This is a genomic window from Erwinia plantamica (assembly GCF_043420595.1).
GTDB classification, from domain to species: domain Bacteria; phylum Pseudomonadota; class Gammaproteobacteria; order Enterobacterales; family Enterobacteriaceae; genus Erwinia; species Erwinia aeris.
Map to the genome: position 1 here is coordinate 1 of NZ_JBGCUC010000024.1, position 15872 is coordinate 15872.

Sequence of the window (15872 nt, forward strand, 5' to 3'; positions counted from 1 at the left end):
GCGTATATTACGCTTTCCTCCTTCAGAGTCAACCTCTTTTTCAGAAGTTTTCTCCGGCGATTCAGCTTCCTGAACCTCCTGAGCCGCTGGCCTGTAAGCCGTTGTGCCGTCTCAGTGGTTGCGCATTATAGGGAGTTCTTGACGGCTGACAAGCGTTTATTACAAATAAATGAACGACAGCCGTATTTTTCAACAAAGCGTCCGTTTTTACTTCACATTGCCTGATAAAGCGGCAAATTCATGGGCAAAACGCGTCACCTGCTCCCAGTCGGTATACTCCACTTCTTTACTGGCATCCGTTTCGCCGCCGGTCATCCGCATAATCAGCTGAATCATAAAGCGGTCGAAGAAGCCGTAACGCGGATAGCGCAGCGCGCCCGCGAACACGGCGCAGCAGTCTGGCTGCCACGGCGAGTTCAGCAGGAACTTACGCGTGTAGGCGTTTGTCTGCGGCGTACGCTTCTCCGGCTTGCGCGCGGTAAGGTTAACCGAGAAGAATCCCGAAGGCCTTTTGGTAAGCTCGTTCAGATGCTGCTTAACAAACTTGTCGACCTTAGGATGGAAGTGGCCATAGCGAATAGAAGCGCCGATAAGTACCCTGTCGTACCTGGCCCATTCGATGTTATCCGCCTGAAGGATATTGATCGTATCGCATTCCTGATGCGCTTTGAGCTGGTTAGCTATATAAGCCGCGATTTCACGAGTCTGCCCGTCACGGCTGGAATAAAGAATAAGTGCTTTCATAAGATCCAACTTTTGTTATTCGCGCCAGAAGGTTGGCGTAAACAGAACCAACAGCGTGAAGACTTCAAGACGACCAAACAGCATTGTCAGAATCAAAATCCATTTCGCCGTATCATTCATAGTAGTGAAGTTATCCGCTACTACCCCTAAGCCCGGCCCCAGATTGTTCAGCGTTGCGGCGACGGCGGCAAAGGCTGAAAAATCGTCCACGCCCGTGGCGATAATGGCCAGCATGCTCAGCAGGAACACCAGCGCGTAGGCGGAGAAGAATCCCCATACCGCTTCCAGTATTCTTTCCGGCAGCGCCCGCTGCCCCAGCTTAATAGTGTAAACGGCATTGGGATGCACCAGCCGCTTCAGTTCGCGCGACCCTTGTTTGAACAGCAGCAGGATGCGGATCACCTTCAGGCCGCCGCCGGTCGATCCCGCACAGCCGCCGATAAAAGCAGAGCAAAGCAGCAGTACCGGTAAGAAGAGCGGCCAACGGGCGATGCTGTCGGTAGTGAAGCCTGCCGTCGTCGCCATGGAAACCACCTGGAAAAAAGCCTGGTTCAGCGTCTGCAGCCCGCTTTGATAGACATTGTGCGCCCAAAGCACCAGCGTGCAGATGATAACCAGCGTGAACTGCACCCCGATAAACATACGGAATTCCGGGTCGCGCCAGTAAACACGCAGATTACGTCCGCTGAGCAGCGTGAAGTGCAGGCCGTAGTTACAGCCGGAAATCAGCAGGAAAATGGCAATAATGCTGTTAATGGTCGGGCTGTGAAAATAGCCGATACTGGCGTCATGTGTGGAAAAGCCGCCGATAGCTATAGTAGAAAAGCTGTGGCCGATGGCGTCAAACAGCGGCATCCCGGCCAGCCAGAGCGCCAGTGCGCAAATGACGGTTAACAGCACGTAGATCAGCCAGAGCGTTTTTGCCGTTTCGGCAATTCGGGGCCGCATCTTGTTATCTTTCAGCGGGCCTGGCATCTCCGCACGGTAAAGCTGCATCCCGCCGACGCCCAGTATAGGCAGGATAGCCACTGCCAGCACGATGATCCCCATCCCGCCCAGCCATTGCAGCATTTGCCGGTAGAACAGAATGGCTTTGGGCAGGGAATCCAGCCCCACCAGCGTCGTGGCGCCCGTGGTGGTCAGGCCGGAGAAAGATTCAAAGAACGCGTCGGTTAACGACAGGTTAGGATGTTCGGCAAAGATAAAGGGCATCGCCCCGACGCTGCCCAGCACCGTCCAGAACAGCACGACGATCAAAAAGCCTTCTCGCGGCTTCAGCTCGCTTTTCTGCTTGCGGTTCGGCCACCACAGCAGCGAGCCGATCAGTAACGCCATAAAGAAGGTTTGCGTAAAGGCTCGTCCGGCGCCGTCACGGTAGATTAGCGCCACCAGGCCCGGCACGATCATGGTGCCCGAAAACAAAATGACCAGTAAACCCACGATGCGGGTGATGGCACGAAAATGCATGTAGCCTTTCCTTTCCTGACAAGGTGTTAGTCGGTCGGGGCCAGATGGAGCGCCCCTCTGCTGAAATCGGTGAGATTGCGCGTGAAGCCTGCGACCTGCGCATGGGGCAGCGCCAGCGTCAGCGAGACACGCTGTAAAAACTCGCTGTGCAGCAGCTGACCGTTAAAACGGGCGACCATCCTTTCTATTTCCGCCAGCTGCGCATAGTCGCAAACCAGCGTAAAGGTCAGCATGGGCACCTTCCGCGCACGAGGCAGCAATTTTAATGCCTGCTGCACGCCGCCGCCGTAGGCCTTAACCAGCCCGCCGGTGCCCAGCTGTATGCCGCCGTAATAGCGCACCACTACCGCCGTTATCTCGCCCACGCCGCTGCCCATCAGCTGGGCCAGCATCGGTTTGCCCGCCGTGCCGGAAGGCTCGCCGTCATCCGAGAAACCCAGCTGCTGCGAATCGTCAGGCGCGCCCGCTACCCAGGCCCAGCAGTGATGCCGGGCGGCAGGATGCTCGCCTTTCACCTGCTGCACAAAAGCGCGCGCCGCCTCCACGCCTTCGGTATGCGCCAGCAGCGTGATAAAGCGGCTTTTTTTTATTTCCTCGCTGAAGCTGAAGGTTTCAGCGGGGATCTCCCAGGCGTCCATTAATCCAGCTTCAGATCCCGGGTCATGTTTTCCACGCCCTGTTCATGGATCACCACGTTATCTTCGATTCGGATACCGCCATAAGGCTTCAGCGCCTCAATGCGCGCCCAGTCGAAGTGCTGGCTGAACTTGCCTTCGCGCCATGGCGCGAGCAGCGACTCGATAAAGTAGATGCCGGGTTCAATCGTCAGTACCATGCGCGGTTCAAGGATGCGCGTGCAGCGTAAAAAGGGATACTGCTGCGGCGCGGCCAGATGGGTGCCGCTGTCATCCTGCATAAAACCGGCGACGTCATGCACCTGTAGGCCAAGCGGATGACCCACGCCGTGCGGCATAAACGGCCCGGTAAGGTTTTCCGCCACCATCGCCTCTTCGCTCAGCCCTTTGACCAGCTGATGTTTCAGCAGCAGTTTCGCCAGCCGCTGATGCATCTGCTGATGGTAGTCGGTATAGCGCACGCCCGCCTTCAGCGTGGCAATCAGCGCCAGCTCTTCTTCATTCATATCCTGAATAAGCGTCGCATAGTCGCTGGCGGGATCGTAAGCGTAGCTGCGCGTCAGATCCGCTGCATAACCGTTATATTCCGTGCCTGCATCCAGCAGAAAGCTGCGCGGCTGTTCCGGCGGCAATTGATCAAGCTTAGTGTAGTGCAGCACGGCGGCATGTTCGTTCAGCGCGACGATATTGCCGTAAGGCACGTCGATATCGCGATGGCCGGTAGCGCTGAGGTAAGCAATATTAATATCGAACTCGCTCATGCCGGAAAGAAAGGCTTCCTTCGCTGCGCGATGACCGATCACCGCCGTCTTTTGCGCTTCGCGCAGGCAGTAAAGTTCGTAATCGGTTTTATAAGAGCGATGATAATGCAGAAAGTCGATCACCCCTTTTGGGTTGATCGCGGCGGCGTTGATGCCAAGCTGGGCGGCACGCTGCGGCACCGGGCCGATATAGGCAACGTTTTCACGGTTTGTCGGCAACAGCTGGCCGATTTCATCCGCTTTTTTCAGCGCCGTAATCTCCATGCCGTCCGTCCAGAAGCTTTGCGGCAGCGGCTCGACGTTGTGCCAGTAATCCACCGGCGAATAAAACCAGAGCTTCGGCTTGTTCACGCCGTCGACCCACAGCCAGCAGTTGGGCACGGTGGTCACCGGCAGCCAGGCTTTAAACTGCGGGTTTACTTTGAAAGGGTAGTCGTGGTCATCCAGAAAAACCGTCAGCAGTTCGCCGGAATGGATCAGCATGGCATCCAGCTTAAAGCGGGCCAGCACCTGCTGCGCGCGCGCCTGTAGCGTCTTCAGATGCTCATGATAAAGGGCGCTCAACGAGTCCATCACTTTACCTCCGTTAATCACGTAATCAGGCGCATCTTAGCACGGCGAGATCGTTTTGCCGCGCCTGTGATCTTGTTTGCAAATAAGCAAACTCTCGTTTGCAAATAATTAACATCAACTCCACACTCTCGATCATCTGGTATGACCAGATCCCTTTAGCGCGGCAGCAGGAGAGAAGAATGCTTTACCAAGGCGACACCCTGACCCTGAACTGGCTGGAAAATGGTATTGCTGAACTGGTTTTTGATGCGCCCGGTTCAGTTAACAAACTGGATACGCAAACCGTCGCCAGCCTGGGCGAGGCGATAGCCGTGCTGGAGCGGCAGCCGGATCTGCAGGCGGTTCTGCTCAGTTCGCGCAAACCGGCGTTTATCGTCGGCGCGGATATTACCGAATTTTTATCGCTGTTCGCCGCCCCGGAGGAACAGCTGACGCAGTGGCTGCATTACGCCAACGCTATCTTTAATCGGCTTGAGGATCTGCCGGTGCCGACCTTGTCGGCCGTACAGGGCTATGCGCTGGGCGGCGGCTGTGAATGTATCCTGGCAACGGACTTCCGTATCGCCACGCCGGACGCGCGTATTGGCCTGCCGGAAACGAAGCTGGGGATCATGCCCGGCTTTGGCGGCTCGGTGCGCCTGCCGCGTCTGCTGGGCGCCGACAGCGCGCTGGAAATTATCGCCGCCGGAAAAGATGTCGATGCGCAAAAAGCGCTGGCGCTGGGCCTGGTGGATGCCGTTGTGGCGGCTGATAAGCTGCGCGATGCGGGCATCGCCATCCTGCGCGAGGCCATTAGCGGCAAACAGCCGTGGCGCGAACGTCGCGAGCCGAAGCTGCAACCGCTGAAGCTCAATAAAATTGAGGCGATGATGAGTTTTACCACCGCCAAAGGCGTGGTGCTGCAAACCGCGGGCAAGCACTACCCTGCTCCGCTGACGGCGGTAAAAACGATTGAGGCCGCTGCTGCGCTGGGCCGTGATGAAGCTTTGCTGCTGGAAACGCAGGCTTTTGTCCCGCTGGCCCGTTCCGACGAGGCGCGTGCGCTGGTCGGCCTGTTCCTTAACGATCGCGCGCTGAAGGCGAAAGCGAAAAAGCTGGCGCAGAATAGCGCGCTACCGAAGCAGGCTGCCGTATTGGGCGCGGGCATTATGGGCGGCGGCATCGCTTATCAGGCGGCCAGCAAAGGCGTACCGGTATTAATGAAGGATATCAATCCGGCCTCGCTGGAACTCGGTATGACCGAAGCGGCCGGGCTGCTGAATAAGCAGCTGACGCGAGGGAAAATTGACGCGATGCAGCTGGCGGGCATCATCGGCGCTATCCATCCAACCCTGAGCTATGAAGGATTTGAACGTGCCGATATGGTCGTCGAGGCCGTGGTGGAAAACCCGCGCGTTAAAGCGGCGGTGCTGGCAGAGACGGAACAGCATCTTCGTCAGGATGCCGTTCTGGCTTCCAATACCTCGACTATTCCCATCAGCCAGCTTGCTGATGCGCTGCAGCGCCCGGAAAACTTCTGCGGAATGCACTTTTTTAATCCGGTGCACCGCATGCCGCTGGTTGAAGTGATCCGGGGTGCAAAAACCTCGGACGCCACGCTGGCGAAAGTGGTGGCCTGGGCCGACCAAATGGGCAAGACGCCCATCGTGGTGAACGACTGTCCCGGTTTTTTCGTCAACCGCGTGCTGTTCCCCTATTTTGCCGGCTTCAGCCTGCTGCTGCGCGACGGTGCGGATTATCGTCAGATAGATAAAGTCATGGAAAAGCATTTCGGCTGGCCGATGGGGCCTGCCTGGCTGCTGGACGTGGTCGGCATTGATACCGCGCATCACGCGCAGAGCGTAATGGCTGACGGTTTCCCGAACCGTATGAAAAAGGATTACCGTGATGCCATCGACGTGCTGTTCGAGGCGAAACGGTTCGGACAAAAAAATCAGGCCGGGTTTTATCGCTGGGAGAAGGACAGCAAAGGCAAACAGAAGAAAATTGTCGATCCCGAAGTCGATAAACTGCTGCAAAGCGTCAGCCAGCCGCAGCGCGTTTTCAGCGATGAAGAAATTGTGGCCCGAATGATGATCCCGATGGTTAACGAAGTGGTGCTCTGCCTGGAAGAAAACATTATCGCCACGCCGGCCGAAGCGGATATGGCGCTGGTTTACGGGCTGGGCTTCCCGCCGTTTCGCGGCGGCGTTTTCCGCTATCTGGATACGCAGGGCAGCGCCCGCTTTGCCAGCCAGGCGGCCTTCTTTGCCGCGCTCGGCCCGCTTTATCAGCTGCCGGCCAGCCTGCAGGAAAAAGCGCAGCATAAAACGCAGTGGTATCCGCAGGTTCAACCGGCCGATGACGTCCTGAAAACGGCGTAAGGAAAGAGAAATGGAAAAAGTCGTAATTGTTGATGCCATCCGCACGCCGATGGGCCGCTCCAAAGGCGGCGCTTTTCGCCATGTCCGGGCGGAAGATCTTTCGGCGCATCTGATGCGCTCGCTGCTGAGCCGCAACCCGGCGCTGGCGGCGGCAAGCCTGGATGATATTTACTGGGGCTGCGTGCAGCAAACGCTGGAGCAGGGTTTTAACATCGCCCGTAATGCCGCCCTGCTGGCGGAAATCCCGCATCGGGTGCCCGCTACCACCGTCAACCGCCTTTGCGGCTCCTCGATGCAGGCAATGCACGATGCCGCGCGCGCCATCATGGTTGGCGACGCCAGCGCCTGCCTGGTGGGCGGCGTGGAGCATATGGGCCACGTGCCGATGAGCCACGGCGTCGATTTTCATCCCGGCCTGAGCAAAACCGTGGCGAAAGCCGCCGGCATGATGGGCCTGACGGCGGAAATGCTGGCGCGTATGCACCAGATCGGTCGGGAAAGGCAGGATGAATTTGCCGCCCGCTCGCACCAGCGCGCCTGGGCCGCCACGCAGGCGGGTCACTTTGCTGCGGAGATCGTCGCGACCAGTGGCCATGACGGCGACGGCGTGCTCAAGCGCTATGATTTTGATGAAGTGATCCGTCCCGATACCACCACAGCGGGTCTGGCCGCGCTGAAGCCCGCCTTCGATCCGGTTAACGGCACGGTAACGGCGGGCAGCTCCTCGGCGCTCTCCGACGGCGCGGCGGCGATGCTGCTGATGAGCGAATCACGCGCTCGCGAGCTAGGCCTGAAAGCGCGGGCGCGGATCCGCTCGATGGCAGTGGTCGGCTGCGATCCGTCGATTATGGGCTTTGGCCCGGTGCCCGCCTCCCGGCTGGCGCTGAAGAAAGCAGGACTGAACGTCAGCGATATCGATCTGTTTGAGATGAACGAAGCGTTCGCCGCGCAGGTGCTGCCGTGTATTAAGGAGCTGGGATTGATGGAGGAGCTGGATAACAAAATCAATCTGAACGGCGGCGCTATCGCGCTGGGTCATCCGCTGGGCTGTTCCGGCGCGCGGATCGCCACGACGTTGTTGAACCTGATGGAGCGACGCGACGCACAGTTTGGTCTGGCGACCATGTGTATCGGTTTGGGACAGGGCATCGCTACCGTACTGGAAAGGGTTTGATGCAGCCGCCCGTGACGGGCGGCTTTTTTACGCAATCGTTCCGGCTCAGATAAAGGCGAAGGCGTCGCCAAACATCTGTTCCGCTTTCGCCTCGCGCTCGGCACAGAAGCGTTCGCGCGCGATTTTCGCCATTTCAAAACGGCCCGCGATATAGATCTCGTACTCGGCCAGGCTGCGGTGGTCGTTCATAACCGCCGTCAGCACGGTGCCGCTACGCCCTTCCCAGCCCGGCTCAGGCTGTTCCACCACCGGGATCACCTTCAGGTTCGGGTGCTTCACCGCCAGCGCTTCCAGTTCGTCCATATCGTAGAGGTGCTTCAGTTCACGGCCGCCCCAGTAAATTTCGATATGACGCTCCGGCCGCTGCGCCAGCGCGGTCAGCAGGATCGAACGGGCGTAGGAGAAGCCCGTGCCGCCCGCAATCAGGATCAGCGGACGGTCGCTCTCTTCACGCAGCCACGCGTCGCCGTGCGGAATATCCACGGTAATGCTGCGCTGCTCCTGGATCCGTTCCATCACCGCCATCGCGTAGAGATTGAGTTCCGAAGCGCCAATATGCAGCTCAATAATCTCTTTTTCCATCGGCGTGGAAGCCAGCGAGAACGGGCGTTTGTCGCGCTCGTCCATCACTACCATCAGATACTGACCGGCCCGGAAGCTGAAATCGGCTTCCGGCACCATACGGACTCGGTAAACGGTATCGGTTATCGCCTCTACCGAGATCACTTTACAGCTTAACGTTGTCATGCGTTCCCTCTGTCGGGTCGATTATTTGCCGGGCGCGTTTTTGCGCGTGGGCGACTCACTGAAGATGCCTAACTCGTCCCATATGGCATCAATGCGCGCGGTGACGGCGGGATCTTTGCGAATAGGGCGGCCCCATTCGCGCTGGGTTTCTCCGGGCCACTTGTTGGTGGCGTCCAGGCCCATTTTCGAGCCTAACCCGGAAACCGGCGAAGCGAAATCCAGGTAGTCGATAGGCGTGTTCTCTACCAGCACCGTATCCCTGGCCGGATCCATCCGGGTGGTAATGGCCCAGATAACGTCGTTCCAGTCGCGCGCGTTCACATCGTCGTCACATACGATAACAAACTTAGTGTACATAAACTGGCGCAAAAATGACCAAACGCCCATCATCACCCGCTTGGCATGGCCTGCGTACTGCTTTTTCATCGTAACGATCGCCAGACGATAGGAACAACCTTCCGGCGGCAGATAAAAATCGACGATTTCCGGGAACTGCTTTTGCAGGATCGGCACGAAGACTTCATTCAGCGCCACGCCAAGCACGGCTGGCTCATCCGGCGGACGCCCGGTATAGGTGGAATGATAGATGGCGTCGCGGCGCTGCGTAATGTGCGTTACGGTAAACACCGGGAAGTTATCGACTTCATTATAGTAGCCGGTATGGTCGCCATACGGCCCTTCCGGCGCCACTTCGCCCGCCTCGATATAGCCTTCCAGCACGATTTCCGCGCTGGCCGGCACTTCCAGATCGTTGGAGACGCACTTCACGACTTCGGTTTTGGTGCCGCGCAGCAGTCCCGCAAAAGCATATTCAGAAAGCGTATCGGGAACCGGCGTGACCGCGCCCAAAATGGTGGCGGGATCGGCGCCCAGCGCGACGGAGACCGGGAAGCGCTCGCCGGGATGCTGCTGCGTCCACTCCTGGAAATCCAGCGCGCCGCCGCGATGCGACAGCCAGCGCATAATGAGTTTGTTCTTACCAATAACCTGCTGGCGATAGATGCCCAGGTTCTGCCGCTCTTTGTGCGGGCCGCGCGTAACCGTCAGGCCCCAGGTGATCAGCGGCGCGGCATCTTCCGGCCAGCACTTCATCACCGGAATGCGGCTCAGATCGACTTCATCGCCCTGCCAGATTTGCTGCTGGCACGGCGCGTCGCGCAGGCGCTTCGTCGGCATATTCAGCACCTGCTTCCACTGCGGCATTTTGTCGAAAAAGTCGCGAAAACCGCGCGGCGGTTCCGGCTCTTTCAAAAAGGCGAGCAGGCGGCCCACTTCACGCAGCGCCTTCACGTCTTCCTGGCCCATGCCCAGCGCAACGCGATCCGGCGTGCCGAAAAGGTTGCACAGCACCGGCATATTATAGCCTTTGGGGTTTTCAAACAGCAGCGCCGGCCCGCCGGCTCGCAGAGTGCGATCGGCAATTTCGGTCATTTCAAGATCGGGATCGATCTCTTGCTTAATGCGTTTTAATTCCCCGCGCTGCTCCAGCAGGGAAAGGAAGTCGCGTAGGTCGTGGTATTTCATGACTTCTCATCAATACGGTCAGTGAATCGGCCATTATAGGGAGGATTAAGCTCTCGTGCTTAGTTTTTCGCGGCAGGAGGTCGGCGCGCTCACGCTGCGACCGCCAAAAATTTTTTCTTCCGGCATCCCGACTCATCAACCGATCCGCTGATAACTACAGTTAATAAGCTTTATGCTTAACGCTGTCCGTTCATTCATCGCGATTTCAGGCGCCTTCTGGCCTGCATGTTGCTATAACTATCACGCTATTTTTGTTATTCTTAGCGACCCTGTAATTGCAAAGTGACGTTATGGAATCCTGGTATTTACTTTATTGCAAACGTGGCCAGCTTACCCGCGCGAAAGAACATCTTGAGCGCCAGGCGGTGCATTGTCTCAGCCCCATGATTGCCTTAGAGAAACTGGTGCGCGGCAAGCGTACTCAGGTAAATGAGCCGCTGTTCCCGAACTACCTTTTTATTGAGTTCGATCCGGAAGCGATTCATACCACGACCATCAGCGCCACGCGCGGCGTCAGCCATTTCGTTCGCTTCGGCAATCTGCCCGCGACCGTGCCGCAGGACGTGATCGAAGCGCTGCAAACGCAGGCGACGGTAACGCTGCCCGCACCGACGCTACCGCAGCCCGGCGACAGAGTATTGATTACCGCTGGCGCTTTCGAAGGCCTGAAGGCAATTTTTACCGAGCCGGACGGCGAGGCGCGTTCTATGCTGCTGCTTAACCTGCTGAATAAGCAGATCGTCCGCAGCCTGGACAATCGGCAGTTCCAGAAACTCTGAGGCTACTGCGCGTTCAGACGGAAAAGCGCTCGCGCATTGCTGTCGCACTGCTGCCCCAGGGTAGCCGCCTCTTCGCCGCGCAGTAGCGCGACCTGTTCTACGATATGCGGCAGAAAGCACGGCTCGTTACGTCGCGATGCAGGGCGGGGACGCATGTCGCGCGGCAGCAAATAAGGCGCGTCCGTTTCCAGCAGCAGCCTGTCAGCAGGAATAAGCGGCATCAGCTCGCGCAGCTCAAGTCCGCGACGTTCATCGCACACCCATCCCGTAATGCCGATATAAAGCCCGGCAGCCAGACAGGCTTCCAGCTCCGCTTTCGTGCCGGTAAAACAGTGTACGACCGCGCCGGGCAGCTTTGGTAGCCAGGGCGTCAGGATAGCGAGAAAGCGATCGTGCGCTTCGCGGCAGTGCAGAAAAACGGGCAGCTGCAGATCGGCCGCCAGCTCAAGCTGAGCATTAAAGGCGTAAGCCTGCTGTTCCGGCCCGCAGATGTTGCGGTTGAAATCCAGCCCGCACTCGCCAATCGCCGCCACTTCCGGGCTTTCCGCCAGCCTTCTTAAGGTGGCGGCCGTTTCCGCCGACCATTCGCTGGCGTGATGCGGATGAACGCCTGCCGTAGACCAGCAGTAGCCGGAACGACGTTTCGCCAGGCTCTGCGCCTGCTGGCTCTCCAGCGCGTTGGTGCCGGTAATCAGAATGCCGGTGACGCCCGCATCAACGGCGCGTTTTACAACCTTGTCGCGATCTTTGGCGAACTGCGTGCTGGTCAGATTGACCCCAATATCAAACATAGCGTGTTCCAAACAGTAACCGCCCTTACGGGCGGTTATTTTTTAATGTGGGCAGGCCTTCGCGGCTACTCCGTCTCCTGGTCACTCTCTTCCCGCCGTAATCCGGTATAGAAACGGGAGAAGAACACGCCGACCTCAAACAGGCAGTACATCGGAATGGCCAGCAGCGTCTGGGAAAGCACATCCGGCGGCGTCAACAGCATACCTACGATAAAAGCGCCGACCAGAACATAAGGCCGCTTCGCCTTCAGTTCCTCCGGCGTGGTCACACCGGTCCAGCACAGCAGCACGATAGCAATCGGCACCTCGAAAGAGACGCCAAACGCCATAAACAACGCCATTACGAAATCGAGATAGTTATTGATATCGGTAGCGATCTGCACGCCGTGCGGCGCGGTTTTAGCGAAGAACCCAAAGGCCAACGGGAAGACAACAAAGTAGGCGAAAGCCATCCCTATATAGAATAGGAATGAACTGGAAATCAGCAGCGGCACCACCAGCCTGCGTTCGTGGCGGTAAAGCGCGGGCGCGATAAAGGCCCAGATTTGGTAAAGGATCACCGGTACCGCAAGGAAGACGGAAACGATCATGGTCAGCTTGACCGGCGCGAAAAAAGGCGAAGCCACGTCGGTCGCGATCATGCTGGCGCCCGCTGGCATCTGCTCGATCAGCGGCGCGGAAACCAGCTGATAAATATCGTTGGAAAAGTACGCCAGGCAAAGGAAAATCGCCACCACGGCGATAATGCAGTTCAGCAGGCGCTTACGCAGCTCAATCAGATGGCTGATAAGCGGTTGGGTATCTTCAACAGCCATGTTTAGCGTTCATCCGGTTGGGTGGTGGAAACAGGCGCACGGCTGGAAAGCGTCGGCGCTTCGTCTTTAACGGCCTTTGGCTTTTCAGGCGCGGCGGCAGGCGCCGTATTCGACGCGGCGTCCGGCTTTCCGGCGGCGGTTTCATAAGGCGCGCTGGCGGCGGCAGGCGCTTCAGCAGCCCTGGCCGTCGCGGATTTTGCTACGGCCGCATCGCTTGCAGCAGACGAAGCAGGTTCAGCGACCTGGGCTACCCCGCTTGTGGCAGGTTCGGCAACGTGAACCGCAGCGGACGGTGCTACAGCCGCATCGCTTGCGACAGGCGAAACAGTTTCAGCAACCTGGGCTACACCGCTTGCGGCTGGCTCAGCAACGCGAACCGTAGCAGAGTGCGCTGCTGCCATATCGCTCGCCGCAGGCGAAACATGCACGACTGGCGTATGCTGTTCCTGCTGCACCGCAGGCTGTGGCGCTGCACTGGTTGCTGCCTCTGGCGCCTGCGCCGGGGCGCTGGCCTGATGATCGGCCGCAGCAGGCGTCACGCCTTCATGAGAATCCTCGGCGTTTTTCACCAGCGGATTGTGGATAGTGTTAGCTTCGTCGTCCGCTTTTTCGTTCTCGCCCAGATAGGTACGCTTCATGGATTCCGCCGACTGCTTCAGCTCTTCCATCGAGGCTTTCAGCTCCGGCGACAGGCTGTTTTTACTGGCCTCTTCCACCTTCTTCAGGCTGTCCTGCAGCTCCTGGAGTTTCAGCTCCTGCGCCAGTTCGTTTTGCACATTAGCCGCCAGCGAGCGCAGCGCGCGGATCCAGCCGACCACGGTTTTTACCGCAACCGGCAAACGCTGCGGACCCAGCACTACCAGCCCGATAATAAACACCAGAATCAGTTCACTAAAACCTATGTCGAACACGGCTTACACCTTGTCGTTCTTAACGTCTTCTTTCTTCGCTTCTGCGTGCTGTTTGTCGGCCAGAGTGGCTTTAAAATCAGCATCGTCGGCATGTGTTTTTGGCTTTTCGTCATCGTCACTCATGGCTTTTTTAAAGCCTTTGATTGATGAACCGAGATCGGAACCCAGCCCGCGCAGTTTCTTCGTGCCGAAGAGCAGCACAACGATTACGGCAATAATTAACAATTGCCAGATACTAATACCGCCCATAATTTTGCCTCAGATGTCAGTTAATGCAGGTTTCGCAGTATATAAGCCGGGCTGACCGCGCGCAAAGCGCTGCCAGCCCCTCTTTACCTTTCATGACAGTCAGTCGGTTTTACGCCAGCCGACCAGCCAGCTTACCAGACCGCCAGCGACCATAACCGCCGACAGCAAATCCCACTGCGGTCTGGTCAGCAGAATAGCCGTGCCGCTCAGCAGCAGCGTGGCGCCAATACCGAACAGATAGCGCGACTGATGATGCCGCACCCGGTCGTTGCGCAGATCGTAAGAAAGCTTATCGACGCTGTGCTGCAGATGCTTGTGTCGCTTCAGGCTTTCGTAAACCAGCTCCGGCAGCTCCGGCAGTTTTTCCGCCCAGAACGGCGCTTTTTCTTTCAGCGCGCGCACGATAGCCGGAATGCCAATCTGATCTTTGATCCAGTCTTCCAGGAACGGCTTGGCGGTTTTCCACAGGTCGAGCTGCGGATAAAGCTGTCGTCCAACGCCTTCCACATACAGTAGAGTTTTCTGTAACAGCACCAGCTGAGGCTGCACTTCCATGTTGAAGCGGCGCGCCGTATTAAAGAGGTTCAGCAGCACGTGACCGAAGGAGATTTCCGCCAGCGGCTTTTCAAAAATCGGTTCGCAAACGGTACGAATAGCGAACTCGAAATCCTCTACGTTGGTATCCGCCGGCACCCAGCCGGAATCAACGTGCAGCTCGGCAACCTTGCGGTAATCGCGGTTGAAGAAGGCGATAAAGTTCTCCGCCAGATACCGCTTATCTTCTTTATTCAGCGAGCCGACGATACCGCAGTCGATACCGATATATTGCGGATCTTCAGGATGCTCATAGCTGACAAAAATGTTGCCCGGATGCATATCGGCGTGGAAAAAGCTGTCGCGGAACACCTGGGTAAAGAAGACCTGCACGCCGCGCTCGGCCAGCAGCTTCATGTTGACGCCGCGCTGTTCGAGCTGCACCACATCGGAGATTGGAATGCCGTAAATGCGCTCCATCACCAGCATGGTTTCGCTACAGTAGTCGGAATAGATTTCCGGCACGTAAAGCATGTTGCTGCCTTCGAAATTACGGCGCAGCTGAATGGCGTTAGCCGCTTCGCGCAGCAGGTTCAGTTCGTCTATCAGCGTTTTTTCGTAATCGGCCACCACTTCCTGCGGACGCAGGCGGCGCCCGTCCGGTAACAGGCGAGGCACCCAGGCCGCCATGCGGTTGATCAGCTTCATATCGGCTTTGATCACCGGCAGGATATCCGGACGAATAACCTTAATGACCACTTCCCTGCCGTTTTCCTTCAGCGTGGCGGTGTGTACCTGCGCGATGGAAGCGGAAGCAAGCGGCGTGATCACAAAGTCATCAAACAGGGTTTCCACCTTGCAGCCAAGCGACATCTCAATCTGTTTTTTCGCCTGTACGCCATCGAAAGGCGCGACCTTGTCCTGCAGCATCGCCAGCTGATCGGCGATATGCGGCGGAAAAAGATCGCGTCGCGTGGACATCATCTGACCAAATTTGATCCACACCGGGCCAAGCTGCTCCATGGCTAACCTGATACGCTCGCCAAGCTGACGCTCTTTGTGCAAATTAGGCATCCAGAACAGCGTCCGGCGCCACAGGCGCAGCGGCAGCGCCAGCCGGGTTTTCGGGATTAGCTCATCCAGTCCATAGCTCAAAAAGATACGGATAATAAAATAGAGACGACGTATTTCTCCGAGGGTCATTTGCCCTCCAGTTGTTTAAGGCGGGTTTCCAGCGCAGCCAGCTCGCGAGCGGCGGCGTCGACTTCTTCAGCAAACAAGGCAAGCTCCAGGCCGCCCGGCGCCAGGCGCCACTCTTCCGTCAGCGCCTGACCAAGGTAGCTCTGTTTACGGTCAAGATTGCCGCGCACCAGCTGCAACCCGCGACGGGCGGCCTGGCTGATGCCCTGAGCGGCAATATCGCCAATCCAGGGCGCGAGATATTCGGCAGGGTCAAGCTCGGCCAGATCGATCAGCGCGGAGAACTGCTGGACGACCTGTAGATCGCCCTCAACCTCCAGCTCGCCGCTGCGGATCAGGCTGGTTAACTGCTGACGATCGCGCAGCTTGCGCAGCGTCGCCAGACGGGTTTTCACCTTGCAGTCCGGCGTGTCGCACCAGTCGCCCAGCACATCGACCTGTTGGTCGCTGAAGATAAAGATCAGCGGCTGCTTCAGCTCGGCCAGCTCAATGGCCAGGCTGCGGCCGTTAAGACGCTGACGCGCGGCTTTCAGGCCGCGATCGCGATAAAGGATCTGATTGAGCGCCGTTTCCAGCCCTGCGGTTAACAGCGGCGTTAAGGTCAT

The 15872-nt window shown here is 57.8% G+C and carries 15 protein-coding genes and 1 pseudogene; 4 read left to right on the forward strand and 12 right to left on the reverse strand.

The window, feature by feature from the left end:
- On the forward strand, positions 1-225 hold a 225-nt coding region (locus AB3U87_RS19770), incomplete at its 5' end, for a hypothetical protein (RefSeq protein ID WP_394150221.1).
- Here the strand turns inward: AB3U87_RS19770 and hemG are convergent.
- The 4 genes from hemG to pepQ are packed head-to-tail and all read right to left on the reverse strand — an operon-like array spanning position 208 to position 4180.
- Positions 208-744: a menaquinone-dependent protoporphyrinogen IX dehydrogenase gene (hemG, locus tag AB3U87_RS19775; protein WP_253457320.1), complete on the reverse strand. Its 537-nt coding sequence runs from the start codon at positions 742-744 to the stop codon at positions 208-210. The two genes, AB3U87_RS19770 and hemG, sit on opposite strands and share 18 nt — an antisense overlap.
- 15 nt (positions 745-759) lie before the next feature.
- On the reverse strand, positions 760-2211 hold the full coding sequence (trkH, locus tag AB3U87_RS19780) for a Trk system potassium transporter TrkH (protein WP_125290673.1): 1452 nt from the start codon (positions 2209-2211) through the stop codon (positions 760-762).
- 26 nt (positions 2212-2237) lie between these two features.
- Positions 2238-2849, reverse strand: a complete 612-nt coding sequence (locus AB3U87_RS19785) for an IMPACT family protein (protein ID WP_253457317.1) — start codon at positions 2847-2849, stop codon at positions 2238-2240.
- On the reverse strand, positions 2849-4180 hold the full coding sequence (gene pepQ / locus AB3U87_RS19790; protein WP_301253065.1) for a Xaa-Pro dipeptidase: 1332 nt from the start codon (positions 4178-4180) through the stop codon (positions 2849-2851). The genes AB3U87_RS19785 and pepQ overlap by 1 nt, the downstream gene beginning before the upstream one ends.
- A gap of 179 nt (positions 4181-4359) precedes the next feature.
- Between pepQ and fadB the strand changes: the two genes are divergently transcribed.
- Both fadB and fadA read left to right on the forward strand, forming a co-directional pair.
- A complete protein-coding gene (gene fadB, locus AB3U87_RS19795) occupies positions 4360-6543 on the forward strand; it encodes a fatty acid oxidation complex subunit alpha FadB (protein ID WP_394150224.1) in 2184 nt (727 codons plus the stop codon).
- A gap of 10 nt (positions 6544-6553) precedes the next feature.
- Positions 6554-7717 carry an acetyl-CoA C-acyltransferase FadA gene (gene fadA, locus AB3U87_RS19800; RefSeq protein WP_253457311.1) on the forward strand — a complete coding sequence of 388 codons (1164 nt, stop codon included), beginning with the start codon at positions 6554-6556 and terminating at the stop codon, positions 7715-7717.
- 45 nt (positions 7718-7762) lie between these two features.
- On the opposite strand, the gene fre is transcribed toward fadA, so the two are convergent.
- Together fre and ubiD are read right to left on the reverse strand one after the other, a co-directional pair.
- Positions 7763-8464, reverse strand: coding sequence for an NAD(P)H-flavin reductase (fre, locus tag AB3U87_RS19805; protein ID WP_253457309.1), 702 nt, complete (start codon positions 8462-8464; stop codon positions 7763-7765).
- Between the two features lie 21 nt (positions 8465-8485).
- Positions 8486-9988, reverse strand: a complete 1503-nt coding sequence (ubiD, locus tag AB3U87_RS19810; protein WP_253457306.1) for a 4-hydroxy-3-polyprenylbenzoate decarboxylase — start codon at positions 9986-9988, stop codon at positions 8486-8488.
- Positions 9989-10278: 290 nt separating this feature from the next.
- Between ubiD and rfaH the strand changes: the two genes are divergently transcribed.
- The gene (rfaH, locus tag AB3U87_RS19815) at positions 10279-10767 is read left to right on the forward strand and encodes a transcription/translation regulatory transformer protein RfaH (protein ID WP_253457303.1); all 489 of its coding nucleotides are present in this window, start codon (positions 10279-10281) and stop codon (positions 10765-10767) included.
- Between the two features lie 2 nt (positions 10768-10769).
- Here the strand turns inward: rfaH and tatD are convergent, their stop codons facing one another.
- The 6 genes and pseudogenes from tatD to ubiJ form a co-directional block, all read right to left on the reverse strand.
- Complete coding sequence (tatD, locus tag AB3U87_RS19820; RefSeq protein ID WP_253457301.1) at positions 10770-11558, reverse strand: 3'-5' ssDNA/RNA exonuclease TatD; 789 nt, start codon at positions 11556-11558, stop codon at positions 10770-10772.
- Positions 11559-11623: 65 nt separating this feature from the next.
- Positions 11624-12373 carry a Sec-independent protein translocase subunit TatC gene (gene tatC, locus AB3U87_RS19825; RefSeq protein ID WP_253457299.1) on the reverse strand — a complete coding sequence of 250 codons (750 nt, stop codon included), beginning with the start codon at positions 12371-12373 and terminating at the stop codon, positions 11624-11626.
- A gap of 401 nt (positions 12374-12774) precedes the next feature.
- Positions 12775-13284, reverse strand: a pseudogene (gene tatB, locus AB3U87_RS19830) (Sec-independent protein translocase protein TatB); the annotation flags it as partial.
- Between the two features lie 3 nt (positions 13285-13287).
- Positions 13288-13533, reverse strand: coding sequence for a Sec-independent protein translocase subunit TatA (gene tatA, locus AB3U87_RS19835; RefSeq protein WP_125290683.1), 246 nt, complete (start codon positions 13531-13533; stop codon positions 13288-13290).
- A 99-nt stretch (positions 13534-13632) separates the two neighbouring features.
- Entirely contained in the window at positions 13633-15270 is a 1638-nt protein-coding gene (gene ubiB / locus AB3U87_RS19840) for a ubiquinone biosynthesis regulatory protein kinase UbiB (protein ID WP_253457296.1), read from the reverse strand.
- Positions 15267-15872: a ubiquinone biosynthesis protein UbiJ gene (gene ubiJ / locus AB3U87_RS19845; RefSeq protein WP_394150229.1), complete on the reverse strand. Its 606-nt coding sequence runs from the start codon at positions 15870-15872 to the stop codon at positions 15267-15269. Before ubiJ ends, ubiB begins: the two co-directional genes overlap by 4 nt.